At 59.0% G+C, this 18,659-nt stretch carries 17 protein-coding genes and 1 tRNA gene; 11 read left to right on the forward strand and 7 right to left on the reverse strand.

The window, feature by feature from the left end:
* Window positions 1-64: 64 nt before the first annotated feature.
* Window positions 65-141: transfer RNA gene (locus JFT63_RS08520), tRNA-Met, on the reverse strand.
* 278 nt (window positions 142-419) lie between these two features.
* Here JFT63_RS08520 and dinB point away from each other — a divergent pair.
* The gene (dinB, locus tag JFT63_RS08525) at window positions 420-1,478 is read left to right on the forward strand and encodes a DNA polymerase IV (RefSeq protein ID WP_198843772.1); all 1,059 of its coding nucleotides are present in this window, start codon (window positions 420-422) and stop codon (window positions 1,476-1,478) included.
* Between the two features lie 84 nt (window positions 1,479-1,562).
* On the opposite strand, the gene JFT63_RS08530 is transcribed toward dinB, so the two are convergent.
* The 4 genes from JFT63_RS08530 to JFT63_RS08545 form a co-directional block, all read right to left on the reverse strand.
* Window positions 1,563-2,516 carry a hypothetical protein gene (locus tag JFT63_RS08530; protein ID WP_198843773.1) on the reverse strand — a complete coding sequence of 318 codons (954 nt, stop codon included), beginning with the start codon at window positions 2,514-2,516 and terminating at the stop codon, window positions 1,563-1,565.
* 20 nt (window positions 2,517-2,536) lie between these two features.
* Window positions 2,537-4,252: a proline--tRNA ligase gene (locus JFT63_RS08535; RefSeq protein ID WP_057703870.1), complete on the reverse strand. Its 1,716-nt coding sequence runs from the start codon at window positions 4,250-4,252 to the stop codon at window positions 2,537-2,539.
* 197 nt (window positions 4,253-4,449) lie between these two features.
* Entirely contained in the window at window positions 4,450-5,982 is a 1,533-nt protein-coding gene (locus JFT63_RS08540; RefSeq protein WP_057703869.1) for an AmpG family muropeptide MFS transporter, read from the reverse strand.
* 43 nt (window positions 5,983-6,025) lie between these two features.
* On the reverse strand, window positions 6,026-6,379 hold the full coding sequence (locus tag JFT63_RS08545) for an MGMT family protein (protein WP_057703868.1): 354 nt from the start codon (window positions 6,377-6,379) through the stop codon (window positions 6,026-6,028).
* Between the two features lie 154 nt (window positions 6,380-6,533).
* On the opposite strand from JFT63_RS08545, the gene JFT63_RS08550 reads away from it, so the two are divergent.
* From JFT63_RS08550 to groL, 5 genes are all read left to right on the forward strand, one after another.
* The gene (locus JFT63_RS08550; protein ID WP_057703867.1) at window positions 6,534-7,541 is read left to right on the forward strand and encodes a DUF481 domain-containing protein; all 1,008 of its coding nucleotides are present in this window, start codon (window positions 6,534-6,536) and stop codon (window positions 7,539-7,541) included.
* Window positions 7,542-7,644: 103 nt separating this feature from the next.
* Window positions 7,645-8,376: a HugZ family pyridoxamine 5'-phosphate oxidase gene (locus JFT63_RS08555; protein ID WP_198843774.1), complete on the forward strand. Its 732-nt coding sequence runs from the start codon at window positions 7,645-7,647 to the stop codon at window positions 8,374-8,376.
* A 66-nt stretch (window positions 8,377-8,442) separates the two neighbouring features.
* A complete protein-coding gene (locus JFT63_RS08560) occupies window positions 8,443-8,919 on the forward strand; it encodes an FxsA family protein (protein WP_032879654.1) in 477 nt (158 codons plus the stop codon).
* A gap of 248 nt (window positions 8,920-9,167) precedes the next feature.
* Entirely contained in the window at window positions 9,168-9,461 is a 294-nt protein-coding gene (locus JFT63_RS08565) for a co-chaperone GroES (RefSeq protein WP_057703865.1), read from the forward strand.
* 50 nt (window positions 9,462-9,511) lie between these two features.
* Window positions 9,512-11,158 carry a chaperonin GroEL gene (gene groL, locus JFT63_RS08570; protein ID WP_057703864.1) on the forward strand — a complete coding sequence of 549 codons (1,647 nt, stop codon included), beginning with the start codon at window positions 9,512-9,514 and terminating at the stop codon, window positions 11,156-11,158.
* 762 nt (window positions 11,159-11,920) lie between these two features.
* On the opposite strand, the gene JFT63_RS08575 is transcribed toward groL, so the two are convergent.
* Entirely contained in the window at window positions 11,921-12,646 is a 726-nt protein-coding gene (locus JFT63_RS08575; RefSeq protein WP_198843775.1) for a phosphatase PAP2 family protein, read from the reverse strand.
* A 49-nt stretch (window positions 12,647-12,695) separates the two neighbouring features.
* The gene (locus JFT63_RS08580; RefSeq protein ID WP_057703861.1) at window positions 12,696-14,645 is read right to left on the reverse strand and encodes an LTA synthase family protein; all 1,950 of its coding nucleotides are present in this window, start codon (window positions 14,643-14,645) and stop codon (window positions 12,696-12,698) included.
* A gap of 199 nt (window positions 14,646-14,844) precedes the next feature.
* Between JFT63_RS08580 and colR the strand changes: the two genes are divergently transcribed.
* The 5 genes from colR (at window position 14,845) to JFT63_RS08605 (ending at window position 18,614) form a co-directional block, all read left to right on the forward strand.
* Window positions 14,845-15,528: a two-component system response regulator ColR gene (gene colR / locus JFT63_RS08585; RefSeq protein ID WP_003208587.1), complete on the forward strand. Its 684-nt coding sequence runs from the start codon at window positions 14,845-14,847 to the stop codon at window positions 15,526-15,528.
* The gene (locus tag JFT63_RS08590) at window positions 15,518-16,798 is read left to right on the forward strand and encodes a sensor histidine kinase (protein WP_057703860.1); all 1,281 of its coding nucleotides are present in this window, start codon (window positions 15,518-15,520) and stop codon (window positions 16,796-16,798) included. Before colR ends, JFT63_RS08590 begins: the two co-directional genes overlap by 11 nt.
* A 188-nt stretch (window positions 16,799-16,986) precedes the next feature.
* Window positions 16,987-17,667 (forward strand): class I SAM-dependent methyltransferase, encoded by a 681-nt coding sequence (locus JFT63_RS08595; RefSeq protein ID WP_057703859.1) that lies wholly within the window; start codon window positions 16,987-16,989, stop codon window positions 17,665-17,667.
* Window positions 17,668-17,670: 3 nt separating this feature from the next.
* A complete protein-coding gene (locus JFT63_RS08600) occupies window positions 17,671-18,390 on the forward strand; it encodes a lipopolysaccharide kinase InaA family protein (RefSeq protein WP_198843776.1) in 720 nt (239 codons plus the stop codon).
* Entirely contained in the window at window positions 18,387-18,614 is a 228-nt protein-coding gene (locus JFT63_RS08605) for a hypothetical protein (RefSeq protein WP_198843777.1), read from the forward strand. The genes JFT63_RS08600 and JFT63_RS08605 overlap by 4 nt, the downstream gene beginning before the upstream one ends.
* Window positions 18,615-18,659 lie beyond the last annotated feature (45 nt).

Here is an 18,659-nt window from a genome sequence, read left to right on the forward strand (position 1 = left end):
CGCAATGGGAGAAAACGGGCGCGCACAAAAAAGGCCACTCTTTCGAGTAGCCTTTTTTGATGTTTGGTTGCGGGAGCCGGATTTGAACCGACGACCTTCGGGTTATGAGCCCGACGAGCTACCAGACTGCTCCATCCCGCGTCTGTGTGTCGGCATTCTACAGAGGAACGCGAGTGTGTCAACCTGTAAATCAAACAAAAGCGCTTGTGGTTCAATCGGTTAGCTCTCCAAGGCATGATCTTGAAGCGCTCGGGGCCAGTCGGGCCGAGGCTTTCAGCTCTATCGGAAGCTTGGATTCGATTGAGAAAATAAATTCATCATGGAAACTTCCTACCACTTGGAAGGAAGAATCAAACTACTGGTGCTATATACAGGGGTGAATGCGATACTGACCACCCGTTGGTCCACACCCCGTTTATATGACGCAGCGCAAAATCATCCACGTCGACTGTGATTGCTTCTACGCCGCCATCGAGATGCGTGACGACCCGAGCCTGGCGCAAAAACCCTTGGCTGTGGGCGGCTCGGCGGACCGGCGGGGGGTGATCGCTACCTGCAACTACGAAGCGCGTGCGTATGGGGTTCGTTCTGCGATGTCGTCGCGCCATGCCCTGAAGCTGTGTCCCGACCTGACCATCGTCAAACCGCGCATGGATGCCTATAAGGAAGCGTCGAAGGAAATTCAGACGATCTTTCGCGACTACACCGACCTGATCGAGCCGTTGTCGCTGGATGAAGCCTACCTCGACGTCTCCGACAGTCCGCATTTTAACGGCAGTGCCACGCGTATCGCCCAGGACATCCGTCGCCGGGTCTCCAACCAACTGCATATCACCGTGTCGGCCGGCGTGGCGCCGAACAAGTTCTTGGCCAAGATTGCCAGCGACTGGAAAAAGCCCAACGGCCTGTTTGTGATTACCCCGGGCCAGGTCGAAGACTTTGTCTCGCAGTTGCGGGTCAGCAAGCTGCACGGGGTTGGCAAGGTCACCGCCGACAAGCTTGCGCGCCTGGGCATCGAAGACTGCTTGCAGTTGCGCGAGTGGAACAAGCTGGCGTTGGTGCGCGAATTCGGCAGTTTTGGCGAACGACTCTGGAGCCTGGCCCGTGGGATTGATGACCGCGTGGTGCAAAACGACAGCCGTCGGCAATCGATCAGCGTGGAAAATACCTACGATGTGGACTTGCCGGATCTTTCAAGCTGCCTGGCCAAACTGCCGGAGCTGATGGACACCCTGGCCGGGCGCATGGCACGTATCGACAGCAGCTACCGGGCCGGCAAACCGTTCGTGAAAGTGAAGTTTCATGACTTTACCCAGACGACGCTGGAGCAGGCGGGGGCAGGGCGGGATCTGGAGAGTTATCAGCAGTTGATGACCCAGGCGTTTAACCGTGGGGGCAAGCCGGTGCGGTTGCTGGGGATTGGGGTGCGGTTGCTGGACCTGAGCGGCGGCAACGAACAGCTCGAATTTTCCTGGTAGAAACCGGGATTAAAGAATGTAGGGGATCTAAATGTGGGAGGGGGCAAGCCCCCTCCCACATTGTCCTGTGCAAACTTTGAGAGCTCAGCGTACGCCAGGGTCTGCGACGAGTCGCCCCGCATCCTTGGTCAGCGCTTGCACAAACTCCTGCTGCAATTCCGGATCATTGCGCGTCAGTTCGATCAGGCTTTGTTCCAGTTCGCTGGCTTCTTCTTCCAGGCCCAACTCCGACAGGCGCTTGACGCGGTGCACCCACTGGTTCACTTCGTCATCTTCCAGGTCGTCGTAGATCAGGGCATGGGCTTCCAGCAATTTGCCGCGCAGGGAGTTGCTGACCGCCAGGGTCGAGTCCGTATGCACGTCGTCCTGGCCATCTTCCACGCTGATCTTCAAGGTGGTGACGCGGTTCAGGTCCTGCTCGGCAAAGGGGCTGTCCAACAGGTTCAGGCGCAGGACGCCGTTGCGGTCGGTGGTCAGCTCATGGGTCTGCTTGCCGGCAGTGACTTGTACCGGGCGCTCGCTCCATGGCAGGCTCGAATACTCCAGGCGCTTGTCACGCTGGACTTCATCGATAGCCGCCAGGTTCTGTTGCGCACGGCCGTGGGATTGCACGTTCATGAACGGGTTGATGCCGTCCACGCCGTAGCTCAGCCAGTCTCGCGTCACGCTCGTGGGCAGGTTGCCGAGGGCGAAGATATTCGCCACGTTGGCACCCACGCCTGCCACTAACGCCACGGCACCCAGCGGCATCTCATAGAGTTTGCGCCAGGGTTGGTAGGGCGTGTAGCGATCGTAACGACGGGTGACTTCGAATTCGGTGACCTCGAAGGTCTTTTGCTCATGAATGCGAACTCGGCGTTGCGGCAGCTCCAGCACTTTGGGTTCGCCTACATCGATCTGCAGGCTGTGGTCGAGCAACTTACGCTCGACCCGCTCCTCGTGCTCACTGCGTTGCGACATCTGATTGGCGCAGCCGCTGACCAGCAGGGCGCCGCACAAGACGGCGCCCCCCAGGGCTCTGGTGTTTCGCTTGAACATGACTTCTCTTGATCTGGTTTTCAGCGACGAATACGCGCCTGAAGGAAAGACAGCACGTCAGCCACCGGCAACGGTTGGGCTTCGGCTTCGGTCCGGCTCTTGTATTCCAGATTGCCATCAGCCAGGCCGCGGTCACTGACCACGATCCGGTGCGGGATGCCAATCAGTTCCATGTCGGCGAACTTGATGCCCGGGCTGGTTTTCTTGTCCCGGTCATCAAGCAGCACTTCAAAACCGGCAGCGGTCAGTTCAGCGTACAGCTTGTCGGTGGCTTCGCGTACTTGCTCGGTTTCATAGCGCAACGGCACCAGGGCCACCTGGAACGGCGCCAAAGCGTCACTCCAGATAATGCCTTTCTCGTCGTTGTTCTGCTCGATGGCAGCGGCAACCACGCGGGACACGCCAATGCCGTAGCAGCCCATGTCCAGGGTGATCGGCTTGCCGTTCTCGCCCAGCACTTCGCACTTCATCGCCTTGCTGTACTTGTTGCCCAGCTGGAAAATGTGCCCGACTTCGATGCCGCGCTTGATTTCCAGGGTGCCTTTGCCATCCGGACTTGGGTCACCCGCTACGACGTTGCGCAGGTCGGCCACGGTCGGAACCGGCAGGTCACGCTCCCAGTTCACGCCGAAGTAGTGCTTGTCGTCGATGTTCGCGCCGATACCGAAGTCGCTCATCAGCTCGACGGAACGGTCGATGATGATCGGCAGCGGCAGGTTCAGCGGGCCGAGGGAGCCTGCACCGGCGCCAATGGCGTCGCGCAGTTCGGTATCGGTGGCCATGACCAGCGGGCTGGCTACGCCAGGCTGGTTGGCGGCCTTGATTTCGTTGAGCTCGTGGTCGCCACGGATCACCAGGGCGATCAGCTTGCCTTCTTCTTCAGCGCGCACGATCAGGGTCTTGATGGTCTTTTCAATCGGCAGATTGAATTTCTCCACCAGCGCCGCGATGGTCTTGGTGTCTGGCGTGTCGACCAGGCGCAGCTCTTCGGTCGGTGCTGGGCGCGAGGTTTCACGCGGTACGGCTTCGGCTTTTTCGATGTTCGCCGCGTAGTCGGAGCCGTTGCTGAACACGATATCGTCTTCGCCGGACTCGGCCAGTACGTGGAACTCGTGGGAGCCGGCACCGCCGATGGAGCCGTTGTCCGCTTCAACCGGGCGGAACTTCAAGCCCAGGCGCGTGAACACGTTGCAGTAGGCCTGGTGCATGCGATCGTAGGTCGCTTGCAGGGAAGCCTGGTCGGCGTGGAACGAATAGGCGTCCTTCATGATGAATTCACGGCCACGCATCAAACCGAAGCGCGGGCGGATCTCGTCACGGAATTTGGTCTGGATCTGATACAGGTTCAGCGGCAACTGTTTATAGCTGCTCAACTCGTTGCGCATCAGGTCGGTGATGACTTCTTCATGGGTCGGGCCGGCGCAGAAATCGCGGCCATGACGGTCCTTGAAGCGCAGCAACTCGGGGCCGTACTCTTCCCAGCGCCCGGATTCCTGCCACAACTCAGCCGGTTGCGTGCTCGGCATCAACACTTCCAGAGAGCCGGCAGCGTTCATTTCTTCGCGAACGATGGCTTCGACCTTGCGCATCACCTTCAAGCCCATGGGCAACCAGGTGTACAGGCCCGAGGCCAGTTTGCGGATCATACCGGCGCGCAGCATCAGCTGATGGCTGATCACAACCGCGTCGGAAGGCGTTTCTTTCTGTGTGGCGAGCAAATATTGACTGGTACGCATGGTAGGCCGTTGTCGGTTGCTTGGACTTGAAATGACTTGGGATTGTACGGGCGGTTGCTGCTGGAGTACAGGCGTGAGGTGGCGGGGCGTATCTGTCGTAACCGTCGCTTATGTGGGAGCTGGCTTGCCAGCGATAGCGGCGTTGGGTTCACCCTCGCTATCGCAGGCAAGCCAGCTCCCACATTGACCGAGTCGTATCAGTCTTCCTGCGGCGGATTCAGCCGGGCGCGGCGGTTCTCCTGGAACCAGTGCAGCGCAATCAGGAACAGCGTCGGCACGCCCATCAGGCAAGTGATCATAAAGAAGTTGTGATAACCGAACTTCTCCACCATGACCCCCGAATACCCGCCGATCAGGCGTGGCAGCAACAGCATGATCGAGCTGAGCAACGCATATTGGGTCGCGGAGAACTTGAGGTTGGTCAGGCTCGACAGGTACGCCACGAAGGCTGAGGTGGCCATGCCCGAGCTGAAGTTGTCCAGGGAGATGGTGACAATCAGCATCTGCAGGTCGGGGCCCATGTCGGCGAGCATCACGAACAAAAGGTTGGTGCCGGCCGAGGCCACGCCGCCGATGAACAGGATCGGCAGGATCCCGAACCGCACGATCAACAGGCCGCCCATGCCGGCGCCGAGCAGGGTCATGATCAGGCCGAAGATCTTGCTCACCCCGGCGATCTGGTCCTTGGTGAAGCCCTGGTCGATGTAGAACACGTTGGCCATCACGCCCATCACCGTGTCGGACATGCGATAGGTGGCAATCAACCCGAGCAGCAGCAGCGCCTGCCAGCGGTAACGCAGGATAAAGTCGTTGACGGGCGTCAGCACCGGCGCCAGGCCCCGGCGGCCCATGGCCGAAAGGCACAGGCCGGTGAGGGTGATATAGAGGATGGCGCGCAGGAACGCGCGGTCTTCCATCAGCAGTTCCCACAGGCTTACGCCCTGGAACAGCACGCTGGCGAAGTCGGTGTTGTATAGCTGGGTGAACATCGCCGGTACCGACACCAACAGTACGATCAGTACGAACACCGACACCAGTTGGTGCACGAAGCTGTAGCGCCCGGCCTGCAGTTGGGTGCGCAGGGGCACATCGGGTTCACGCATGAGCAAGGTGGTCAGCAGCGCCGGCACCATCAACACGCCGAACAGCACATAGGTGCCGGTCCAGGCCGAGTGTTTATAGTTGAAACCGGTGGAGCCGAAGCCTTCGGCAAAGAACAGCGCGCCCGCTGTGGCCAGCAGAGCTGCGATGCGATAGCCGGACATGTAGCTCGCGGCCAGGGCGGCCTGGCGGCTGTCATCGGCGATTTCCAGGCGGTAGGCGTCGACGGCGATGTCTTGTGTGGCCGAGGCAAAGGCGACTACCACCGCAATGGCGATCAACCACGACAAGTGTTTTTGCGGATCGCAAAAGCCCATGCCGATCAATCCGAGGATCACCAGCGACTGAGCCAGCACCAACCAGGAACGACGACGCCCCAGTTTGCCGAGCAGCGGCAGGCGCCACTGATCGAGCAGCGGCGACCAGACCCATTTGAACGCGTAGGCCAGGCCGATCAAACTTGCATAGCCGATGGTCTCGCGGGCCACGCCGGCCTCGCGCAGCCACACGGAAAGCGTCGAGAACACCAACATGTAAGGCATGCCGGCGGCAAAGCCGAGCAACAACAGCACTAACGTCGAGGGGCTGGCATAGGCGGCGAGCGCGGCGCGCCAGGTTTTACGGGGCATGGGCTGGAGTCTGCCTCAGATTTGCGGAAACAAAGCGCGCACTCTAACCGCTGTGCTCTACCGGACGCCAGCCATGGCGCTGAATATCAACACGATTGTTCAAGATAGTGACGCCTTCGCTACGCAAACGCGCACGTTGTTCATCGCCCGAGGCGCTGCCCACCGGTAGACTTATCCGGCCACCGGCGCCCAGCACCCGATGCCAGGGTAATCGCGTGTCCTCGGGCAACTGGCTCAGGGTGCGTCCGACCCATCGGGCGGCACGACCCAGGCCCGCCAGGTGAGCCAGCTCGCCATAGCTCACCACGCAGCCTTCGGGCACTTGCGACAAAGTCAGGTACAGCGCGGTACGCCGCATTTCGGCGGGGCTTTGCGGCGCATCGGCGGGTGGCTTCATTATGGGGATATCCGTTGAGATCGTCGCGGTTTTGTCAGAAACGTCTGTAAACATGACGATGAGCATTGAACTCAATATAAATCCTTGAGTCAGTTCTAGCCATGTAACACTATAACCCCCATTTTTTTGCCACTCCTGAGCCCCGTATCTGCTTATGTTGTCCAGAACTCTGTTATGCCTTGCTGTTTTCAGTGCTTCCACGCCTTTACTCGCCGATACCGTCTGGTTGAAAAACGGCGACCGGCTGACCGGCAAGATCAAAGTCTTCGACGGTGGCAAATTGCTTATCCAAACCACCTATGCAGGATCGATCCCGGTGGACTGGAAGCAGGTCAAGACCCTGGAAAGCGACCAGGAGTTGCTGGTCAAGCAGGACGCCTACAGCGGCGAAAAAGCCAAGTCGTTGCAGGCATCTGACGAGGGCAAGGTGGTGCTGGCCAATGGCGAGGCGCCCAAGACGGTGGAGCTGGCAAGCATCCAACAGATCATGAAGCCCAAACCGGTGATCGAAGATCTGGTGTGGAAGGGCAACGTCGACCTGGCGCTGGACTACAAGCGCGCCGACAAAGACACCAACGACTACGACATCGACTTCAAAACCTCGGCCCGTCACGGCCAGTGGCGGCATACGGGCAAGGGTGAATACAACCGCGAGTTCCAGGACGACATCACCACCACCGATAACTGGGCGCTGGAATACAACCTGGACCGCTTCATCACCGAGAAATGGTTCTGGCAGGGCCGCCTGACCTACAAGCGCGACAAGATCGAAGACCTGGCGCGTCAGCGCGTTGTCGGTACCGGCCCGGGCTATCAGTTCTGGGACGATGAACTGGGCGCGTTCTCCCTCGGTTCGCTGGTCAACCGCACCGATTATGAATATGCCGATGGCGGCAAGGACAACTTCTATTCCCTGGCCATGAAGTGGAACTACAACCGCTACCTGGTGGGCAAGACTGTTGAGTTCTTCACCAACGGCGAATTGGGCAAGCCCCTTGCCGGGCCGTCGGAATATTCCCTGGATGCGGAAATGGGCCTGCGCTACAAGGTCACCGAATGGGCCTCGCTCAACTTGAAGGCTGAACGCAACGAGGTCAGCGGCAGTTCCGAGAGCAGCCTGAGCAAGACCCGCTACACCGCGGGCTTTGGTGTGGCCTGGTAAAAGCAGCTGCGGCCACTCTGGCAACCTGCGCGGATATTGATTACCTTGTGTTGAGATCCATTCCCATATGCCATGGGCGGCGGAACACCCGAGGAGTCATACGTTGAGCGCGCACGTTGCCAAGAACGCCCGAGAGCTGTTGCTCAAGGAATACCGTGGGGCTTTGTCCACACAATCCAAAGCCATGCCCGGTTTTCCCTTCGGCTCGGTCGTGCCCTACTGCCTCGACGAGCAGGGCCGCCCGCTGATCCTGATCAGCCGCATCGCCCAGCACACCCATAACCTGCAAAAAGATCCCAAGTGCTCGCTGCTGGTGGGTGAACGCGAGGCCGATGATGTGCAGGCGGTGGGGCGCCTGACCTACCTGGCCGAGGCCCAGAAGCTGGAAGACGCCGCAGCCATTGAAGCGGCTGCCGAGCGTTACTACCGCTACTTTCCCGATTCGGCCAACTACCACAAGGCCCATGATTTCGATTTCTGGGTGCTCAAGCCGGTGCGCCACCGTTATATCGGTGGGTTTGGCGCGATTCACTGGGTCGACGAGTTGACCCTGGCCAATCCGTTTGCGGGCAAGGCCGAGCGCAGCATGATCGAGCACATGAACAGCGATCACGCCAAGGCCATTGCCCATTACGTCGACCTCGGCGGCTTGCCTGCCAGCGAGCCTGCGCAGTTGGCCGGCATCGACAGCGAAGGCATGCACCTGCGTATTGGCCAAAGCTTGCATTGGTTGCCTTTCGAGATGCCTTGCAATACGCCGACACAAGTACGCGAGGCCCTGGTTTCATTGGCTCACGCCCAGGCGTGGCCGAAAAAAACCACGGCAGGCGCTTGAATTCACACAACGGCGACGTCATCTAAGGTGAACTGGCAAGGCATTCTTGCGTTGAGGAACCATTTGATGCGCCCTTTTTTATTGCTCTTTCTGCTGTTCCCGGTGCTGGAGCTGTTCGTATTCGTTAAAGTCAGCGGTGCGATCGGGTTCTTCCCGGCGCTGTTGCTGATCATTGCAGGCTCCATGCTCGGCGTTCTGGTGTTGCGCGTGGCTGGCCTGGCCACGGCGCTGCGTGCCCGTGAAAGCCTGAACCGCGGCGAACTGCCGGCCCAAACCATGCTTGAGGGCCTGATGATGGCGCTGGCCGGTGGCCTGCTGATCCTGCCGGGCTTTATCAGCGACGTGCTCGGCCTGGTCCTGCTGCTGCCTTTTACCCGCAAACTGCTGGCCGGCAAGATGCGTCAGCGCGCCGAAGAGGCGGCCATACGCCAACGCGCGTTTGCCGACGACCTGCAACCCCGTGGCGGCCCGGCTCCGCGCCAACCGCTGGGGCGTGAAGGTGACGTGATCGAAGGCGAGTTCGAACACCGCGACAACAAATAACCGCTTCACTGGCACGGCACCTTCGGGTGCCGTGTTGCATTTACCCGGGGAGTAACCTGAAAAAATTTCCGCCCGGGCCCCTTGTAATAAGCTCATGCGCCCTTATGTAACGGTCACCGCAAGGTTTCTGGTGGTGACATCAGACAGACTTCCGCGTCTCGCCCTGCGAGCCGCGACCGGCACCGCCGGAATTTAACCCGCCGGAATTGATACCGGCCGATGAAAAACACAATTAGGAGAGATCGACAATGAAGCTTCGTCCTCTGCACGACCGCGTCGTAATCCGTCGCAGCGAAGAAGAAAAGAAAACCGCTGGCGGGATCGTTCTGCCAGGTTCGGCTGCTGAAAAAGCCAACCACGGTGTAATCGTCGCTGCTGGCCCAGGCAAAACCCTGGAGAACGGTGATGTACGCGCACTGGCCGTGAAAGTGGGTGACAAGGTTGTTTTCGGCCCTTACTCCGGCAGCAACACTGTGAAAGTAGACGGCGAAGACCTGCTGGTCATGGCTGAGAACGAAATTCTCGCCATTCTGGAAGACTGATTTCCTCGCTAATTTTCCCGTTACTACAAAGTATTTAAGGAATATCGATCATGGCTGCTAAAGAAGTTCTGTTTGGCGATTCCGCCCGTAAAAAAATGCTCAAAGGCGTTAACGTCCTGGCTGACGCGGTAAAAGCGACCCTGGGCCCGAAAGGCCGTAACGTGATCATCGAGAAGAGCTTCGGCGCTCCGACCATCACCAAGGACGGCGTTTCCGTCGCCAAAGAAATCGAACTGAAAGACCGTTTCGAGAACATGGGCGCGCAGCTGGTCAAAGACGTTGCCTCCCGTGCCAACGATGACGCAGGCGACGGCACCACCACTGCTACCGTACTGGCTCAGGCGATCGTCAACGAGGGCTACAAGGCCGTTGCTGCCGGCATGAACCCTATGGACCTCAAGCGTGGCATCGACAAGGCGACCGTCGCCATCGTTGCCGAGCTGAAAAACCTGTCCAAGCCATGCGCCGACACCAAGGCCATCGCTCAGGTAGGCACCATCTCCGCCAACTCCGACAGCTCCATCGGTGACATCATTGCCGAAGCCATGGAAAAAGTCGGTAAAGAAGGCGTGATCACCGTTGAAGAAGGCTCGGGCCTGGAAAACGAACTGTCGGTTGTAGAAGGCATGCAGTTCGACCGTGGCTACCTGTCTCCTTACTTCGTCAACAAGCCAGAGACCATGGTTGCCGAGCTGGACAACCCGCTGATCCTGCTGGTCGACAAGAAGATCTCCAACATCCGCGAAATGCTGCCAGTACTGGAAGCCGTTGCCAAAGCCGGCCGCCCATTGCTGATCGTTTCCGAAGACGTTGAAGGCGAAGCCCTGGCGACGCTGGTTGTGAACAACATGCGTGGCATCGTCAAGGTTGCAGCCGTCAAGGCTCCAGGCTTCGGCGACCGTCGCAAGGCCATGCTGCAGGACATCGCCGTATTGACCGGCGGTACCGTTATCTCCGAAGAGATCGGCCTGAGCCTGGAAAGCGCCACCCTGGAAAACCTGGGTAGCGCCAAGCGCGTGACCATCTCCAAGGAAAACACCATCATCGTTGACGGTGCTGGCGTTGAAGGCGACATCGAGTCGCGTATCGCGCAGATCCGTGCACAGGTTGCCGAAACTTCCTCGGATTACGACCGTGAAAAACTGCAAGAGCGCCTGGCCAAGCTGTCCGGCGGCGTTGCAGTGATCAAGGTTGGCGCTGGTTCCGAAGTTGAAATGAAAGAGAAGAAGGCCCGCGTTGAAGACGCCCTGCACGCAACCCGTGCAGCCGTTGAAGAAGGCGTGGTACCTGGCGGTGGCGTTGCGCTGATCCGTGCTCTGGAAGCGCTGACTAACCTGACCGGCGAAAACGCCGACCAGAACGTCGGTATCGCTGTGCTGCGTCGTGCTGTTGAAGCACCGCTGCGTCAGATCGCTGCCAACTCCGGCGACGAGCCAAGCGTTGTGGTCAACGAAGTCAAGAACGGCAAAGGTAACTACGGTTACAACGCTGCGACTGGCATCTACGGCGACATGATCGAAATGGGCATCCTGGACCCTACCAAGGTGACTCGTTCCGCGCTGCAGGCAGCAGCCTCCATCGGTGGCCTGATCCTGACCACTGAAGCTGCAATCGCCGACGAGCCGAAGGCCGAAGGCGCAGCTGGCGGCGGTATGCCAGATATGGGCGGCATGGGTGGCATGGGCGGCATGATGTAAGCCAGCCTTACCCGGCGCTATAAAAAGCCCCGCCTGCAGTGATGCAGGCGGGGCTTTTTTATGCACGGTTGCATGCTGGACCTGTGGCGAGGGAGCTTGCTCCCGTGACTGGCGCAGTTCTCCCAGACACCCCCGCGATCCAACTGTGGGAGCTGGCTTGCCTGCGATGACGCCCTGCCAGCCGACGGCAATCTCCCTGACACCCCGCGATCCCAATGTGTGGGCTTGCTCGCGAAGGCGGCCTGACAGTCAACACAGTTGGACCGGGTACATATCCGTTATTTAGGTAACGGCCACCTAGGGTTCCGCTCTGACAGCGGCTCACTTTTGAAAAGCCGGAATGCCGGCCCAGACAAAAGTAAGCAAAACGCTCTTGCCCCACCACTCGGCACCTCGCTTGGGCTCGGTGTGCCCGAACGCAGGCTTGAATCCGTGGGCCGCCGCCACGCGCCATCCATGGCGCGGGGCGGCTAACCCGGCGTCCTGCCGGGTTACCCACGAATTCAAGCCTGCGTTCGGCCAGCGTGGTTTAACGGGGCGCCTAAGATCAAAAGCCAGATCAAGATCACAAGCAGATCAAGTTCAAGAGCGACTCGCTTCGCATCGTGGTTACCGTTGGCTTTCGCAGGCAGCCCTAATGGCTTTTTTGTAGGAGCGAGCTTGCTCGCGAAAAACTCAAAGGCGCCGCGTTCATTCAGCAAGCACGCGTTATCGTTGAAGCTTTTCGCGAGAAAGCTCGCTCCTACAGAAGGCTATGACCGTTTAACTGTCTGGCCCTACGGCTTGCCGCGCAGGCCGGTACAGCAACAAGCAATACAGCCCCAGGCAAATCAGCCAGCAAAAAATCGCTGTCCACACGTTGTGGGAGAAAAAGTGTGCCCCTTGCAGCATACGGCTGATTGAAAACACGCTGCCCAGGCTGACGGCGAATATGAACGCGTTGCGCGCCAGCCGTGGCCGCCGATCTCTCAGGGCGAAGAACCAGGCGAACAAGGCAAACCCGGTGGCTGCATGTCCGCCGGGCCAGCAGCGGCCAGGTTTATCGGTAGGCGGGCGCGGGCTGAGCAGTTCGCTGTAGGTTTCCTGACCGCCGAATTCCTTGAGGCTCCAGGGGCATTGCACGGCGGTGATGGTTTTCAATGGCGACACGAACGCCGTCGCCATTCCCAGCGACAGCACCAGGCACACCAGTTCACGGCGGTACGGCTTGAGTCGCTGCAGGATGAAGCTGCCGACCAGCCCCAGAATCGCCAGCACCGAAAACAGGATCACCAGTTGCTTGGCACGGTCATGCAGGATGTCTTCAAGGAAGAAGCTATAGCGGCCAATAAAGCCGCCAGCCTCTGCGCTATAGAAATGCCTGGCCAGGTCCATATCCAGCGAGGTCAGCTCCAGCAACAGCAAGGCCACTGCGGCGCCGGCAGGCAGGCCCAGGCACAGCCAAAAATTAAGCGGTTTGGAAACCGGTAAAGAGGAGGGGGATTTCATCACGAACCCTGGTGAAAAAGTCCCCTGCTCACCTGCACGGGACTTTTGATTAGCGTTTGCTTAAGGCTGGAGCCTCTTCCTTGGGCGCTTTCCAGCTCAGCAGTTGCTGTTTGTAGTCATAGCTGGCGGCCTGATAGTAGGTAATTGCCCGCTGGATCAATGGGTCATCGCTACCGACGCGCAACTCCTGGCTTGCTCCAAGGGCCTGGTCATGGCGACGCAAGCCTTGGCGCGGGCTGAGGATTGCCAGGTCCTTGCCGTCAAACAAGCCCAAATGCTGGTAGTTGCCCACCACGACTCGCGGTGGCAGCGGGTTGTCTTGCAACAGGTTACGGCCGAAGAACGTCGACTCGTAGCTCAGGTTGATCAGGCCCAGCAAGGTCGGCGCCAGGTCGATCTGGCTGGCCAGCTGTGCGGACTCTCGTGCGTCGATCAGCTTGGGAGCATAGATAAACAGAGGAATCTGGTAGTTGGTGATCGGCAGGTCTTCCTTGCCTGCGCTGCCGGCTGTGTGGTCGGCGACGAACACGAAAATGGTGTTATCGAACCATGGCTTTTGGCGGGCAGCCTCAAGGAACTGGTTGATGGCGTAGTCGGTGTATTTCACCGCACCATCGCGGCCCTTGCCGGATTTGATATCGATGCGCCCATCCGGGTAGGTATAGGGACGATGGTTGGAGGTGGTCATCAGTTGCAGCAAGAACGGCTGTTGCTTGGCGTAGTCGGCGTCGGCCAGTTTCAAGGTCTGCTTGAACAGGTCTTCGTCGGCCATGCCCCAGGCATTTTTAAACGAGATTTCTGACTCGGGCACGCTGCTTTGGTCCACGACCCGATAACCATTGCCGCTGAAAAACGCGTTCATGTTGTCGAAGTAACCGCGTCCGCCATAGACAAACACGCTGTCATAACCGATGGCCGCAAGTTGTTGGCCGAGGCTGGCGAACCCGCTTTCACGGCCGATGCGCTTGACGATCGAACGACCTGGCGTGGGTGGCACCGCCAGCGTAATGGCTTCCAGGCCCCGGTCGGTTCGTGTACCGGTGGCATAGAAGTTATTGAAGTACAGGCTTTGTTTGCGCAACGCATCCAGGTTCGGCGTGAGGTTGCGTTGATCGCCGTTACTGCCCATGTACTTGGCGCTGAAGCTCTCGATGGTCACCAGTACGATGTTGGGTTTACGCAGTGTTCCAGGGTTGGTGATGGCGCGGCGAATATCCAGCGGGTCCGGGTCGATAAAACGTGCATTGGGTTCGCTGAGTTCGGCGCGCAGTTGCCGGGCGACCAGATCGGTGGGCAGGCTCTGATAGAACTGGGTGTAGTCCAGTTCGTTATTGCGGAACGCGGCGAAGAATTGATAAGGGCCGTTGCTGGCCAATTCGTTTTTGTAGGCGTTACCGCCCTGGGCACGCGGGCTGTCCTGGCTGATCAGTTGCAGGCTGAGGCCGGCGACCACCAACAGGCCCAGAGCGTTGACCAAGCGGCCACGCAGTGCCGGCAACGGTGCCGCCATGGCGGCATTGAACGGTTTACGCAGGGCCAGGCTCAAGATGACGGCCAGCATCGCCAGCAGACTCAGCAACTTGCCGATTGGGTAAGACTCCAGCAGGTTGTTGAGCACCTCATCGGAATACACCAGGTAATCGACGGCGATAAAGTTGAAGCGCACGCCAAACTCATCCCAGAACAGCCATTCGGCCACCGAGGTGAACAGCATGGCGAACAGGCTGATCGTCAGCAGTGCCTGCAAGAACCAGCGGTGGCCGCGGCGGCGCCACAGTGCTGGCGGGCAGAGCAGCAAATACAAGCCCAGCGGCAAGGCCGCATAGGCAAGAAAGCCCAAGTCGTAGAGCAGACCCACGCCAAACACTGGCAGCAAGTTGCCGCCCACTTCATTCAGGTGAGTCACCAGCAACACGCTGCGAGTGAGCAGGAAAACCACTAACCATGCACCGATTATCAACAGCAGATAGCGCATTGGCGCCGTTTTGAGAAAGCCCATGTCCAGGTTCCTTAGATCAATGGGCGCGATCTTCACCCTGACGCTGTGGTCGGTTTGTGAAGCTATAGTGAAAAACTCGTTTGACGTGCAATCAGTTGAAAAGCCTCGCCGGTGGGCCTTTGAGCTCTATCCCTGAGCCTCGCTTGGCCTTAAGCTGCGCGAGCCAACACGGCCGTTACCGCGTACGGAGACACTGCCCATGCGAATTCTTTTGGTTGAAGACAACCGCGATATCCTCGCCAACCTGGCCGATTACCTGGGGCTCAAAGGCTACACAGTGGACTGTGCGCAGGACGGCTTATCGGGCCTGCACCTGGCGGCCACCGAGCATTACGACCTGATCGTGCTCGATATCATGCTGCCTGGCATCGATGGCTACACCCTGTGCAAACGCCTGCGCGAAGACGCACGCCGCGATACGCCGGTGATCATGCTCACTGCGCGCGATCAACTGGATGATCGCCTGCAAGGCTTCAAATCCGGGGCTGATGATTACCTGCTCAAGCCATTTGCCTTGTCGGAACTGGCCGCGCGGATCGAGGCGGTGTTGCGGCGGGCCCAGGGTGGCGGTCGCCGTGCCCTGCAGGTGGGTGACCTGAACTACGACCTCGATACGTTGGAAGTCACCCGCGAAGGGCGCCTGCTCAAGCTCAACCCCGTAGGCCTGAAACTGCTGGCGGTGTTGATGCAGAAGAGCCCGCACGTATTGCGCCGGGAGATTCTTGAAGAGGCCCTGTGGGGCGATGACTGCCCGGACAGCGACAGCCTGCGCAGCCATGTTCATCAATTGCGCCAGGTGATCGATAAGCCCTTCGCCAAGCCGTTGTTGCAAACGGTGCACGGTGTGGGTTATCGCTTGGCCGAGGGCCGTGATGGAGTTTAAGCAAAGCCTTGCCCAACGGATCATCATCGCCTTTGCCTTGATGAGTGCGTTGGTGGCGGGGGCCTTCGCCATGGGGATCGTTGCGACGGTGCACCTGGTCGAAGAGAAGTTGATCTCGGCGGGCCTGGGCGGTGACCTGCAACGCTTGCTGTTGATGGACAGCCTGGAAGACTGGCGACATCGGCCGGAGCCGGACCAGCTGTTCTACTTCAGCGGCGGGCAAGGCGATTTCGAGTTGCCCAAGGATCTTCGGCATCTGGACCCGGGCTTTCACGAAGTCTTTCGCGAATCCCTGTCGTACCACGCCATGGTCGAGGTGATCGACGGTCGGCGCTATGTGCTGTTGCAGGATCAAAGCGATTTCGAAGAGCGTGAGCGCGTGCTGTTTGCCGTGGTGCTGGTGGGGTTCGTGCTCAGCCTGGCGCTGGCGGTGTTCCTCGGCTGGGTGCTGGCCCGCAAGGTGATGGCGCCGGTGGTGCGCCTGGCCCGCCAGGTCCGCCATCGCGACCAGTTGCTGGGATTGGCGCCACCTCTGGCGCCGGACTATGCGGCCGATGAAGTGGGCGAGTTGGCGGTGGCGTTCGATGCCACGCTGGGTCGTCTGCGACAGGCGTTGTCCCGTGAGCAGTTGTTTACCAGCGATGTAAGCCATGAGTTGCGCACGCCCTTGATGGTGCTGGCGAGCTCCTGTGAACTGCTGCTGGAAAACCCGGCCATCGATCAACGCGGTCGTAACCAGGTCCAGCGAATCGCGCGGGCCTGTGAAGAAATGCGTGAACTGGTGCAGACCTTCCTGATGCTGGCCCGCGCCAAACACGACGACACCGCCATGTCGGCTCAGGTCAACCTGACGCAGGTCGCCGAGGACTTGCTCGGAATCTGGCGTGGGCCTATCGAGCAAAAAGGCCTTGAGTTGATCTACTGCCCTGGCAACCCACTGGATACCCGCTACAACACCACGTTCCTGCACGCGGTGATGGGTAACCTGTTGCGCAATGCACTGCATTACACCGAGCAAGGGTTTATCCGCCTCACGCTGGAGCCGAGTGGTTTTGTGGTGGAGGACTCTGGCGTGGGCATTCCTGAAGACAAGCGCGAAGCAATGTTCGAGCCTTTTGTGCGCGGCAGCGAGAACCGTGGCGAGGGGCTGGGGCTGGGCCTTTCGCTGGTGCAACGGATCTGCGAAAGCCAGGGCTGGAGCGTGAGCTTGACGACCATGGAGCCCAATGGCTGCCGTTTTCATGTGGAATTGAGTCAGGTCAAAACCTGACCGTTCAGTCTGTCGCTTTGCGGATGCAGACTGCCTGCTTTTCAGCGAAGATGGCCCGATGCTACTGAATGTTTCTGTAAAGTCTTGAAATGTATGCATTTGGACAGGACAAGATTTTCACAATGAGTTGACCTGTTGATTACGTTTAGCTGCTTAAGGTTGTAGGCATTAGTTACCGGAGACGTACGATGCCTTCCCCAATCAAGTTGGAATTTTCCGAAAAGTACGACGATCAACACGCGCAGCAATATTTACTCAAACATCAGGACAATCTGGCTCGCCGGTTGTCCCACAAACGCGACGAGCAACTGGCGCGCGGTGCACTGGCCATGGCTGGTGAGCCAGGCCTGGTGCTGGACTTGCCTTGTGGTGCCGGACGTTTCTGGCCGTTGCTGGCCGAAAAACCCAACCGTGTGATTATCGGGGCTGATAATTCGGCGTCGATGTTGAAGATCGCCACTACCGCTCAACCGGCGGAGGTGGTGAAACGGGTACGCCCTTTGCAGACATCTGCCTTTGATATCGATTTGCCAGATAACTCCGTCGACAGTATTTTCTGCATGCGCTTGATGCACCACATCGGTGAACCGGAGCACAGGCTGACAATACTGCGCGAGTTTCAGCGGGTTACCCGCGACAGCGTGATTATTTCGCTGTGGGTGGACGGCAATTTCAAGGCCTGGAAGCGCAAGCGCAGCGAAGTACGTCGTCGCAATAGAGGTGAGCAGGAAGGTTACCAAAACCGGTTTGTGTTACCGGCTGCTACTGTCGAGGCAGAATTCGAGCAGGCCGGTTTCCGTGTTCAGGAGTCCCTGGACTTCATACCGCTCTACGCCATGTGGCGAGTGTATGTATTGCGCAAGAGGTAACAGATGGCAGTTGAGTGCGTAGCAGGCAGTCATGTAGCTCCCGAGGAGCGGTTTGATTATTTCTGGCGTCAGAAGGGTGAGTGGGTCGAAGAACCCAATCGCCGGCGTGGCGGTGAAAGTGGTGTGCAGCGGGTGGTCAGCCCTAATGGGCGTTTGCTGTATTGCAAGCGTCAGACCGGCCACATCTACCGCAGCTGGTTGCATCCCTTTGGGCGTCCGACCGTGCTGCGTGAGCGTGATGCCTTGAAGGGCCTGCGTTTGCTGGATGTGCGCGTACCGGAGTTGGTGTTTTGCGAGGCGCGACGCGACCCGCAACATCAATGGAAAGCCCTGTTGGTGACCGCGTCCCTGGACGGTTTCGACGAAATCGAAAACTGGTATGCCGCCGGTGGCCGTGAGCAGTACGGCGAGGCGGTCCACGAGCGTTTGCTCCAGGAATTGGCCGCTACCCTGGCCCGTATGCACAAAGGCCGCTGGCAACACGGTTGCCTGTATATCAAGCACATTTTCGTTCGGGTAACCGGTGAGCCTGATGCGGCAATTGTGGAAGTGGCGCTGCTGGACTTTGAAAAATGTCGCCAGCGTTTGACCGCTTATCGGGCCGCGTCCCACGACATGCTGCAATTGCGCCGCCATTCGTCGTGGAATGATACCGACTGGAAAAAACTCAGCTACTTTTACGAGACGGCGTTTGGCAGCGCTATCAAGGGTTTAACCAGATGAAGCTAGAAATAGCACGAGGTTTGTTTTTGGTCGGGGCATTGGGCATATCAGCCCTGGCCCTGGCCGTGTGGGAACAACCTCGCACACAGGTGCTCAGTGCTGTAGACGGTGGCGGGCAATGCCTGCTGCCGCGTATTGCCAAGGCGAGTGTGGCGGTCAAGCCGGATCATGATTTGCTGTTATTCATGTTCGGGATGTCTCAAGCGATGAGGCCGCACAGTTGAAACGAGTCAAACCCCCGGAAAGGGCCTTGCGATGCGAGGCCCTTT

The organism is Pseudomonas sp. MF7453 (genome assembly GCF_016405455.1).
Taxonomy (GTDB): domain Bacteria; phylum Pseudomonadota; class Gammaproteobacteria; order Pseudomonadales; family Pseudomonadaceae; genus Aquipseudomonas; species Aquipseudomonas paralactis.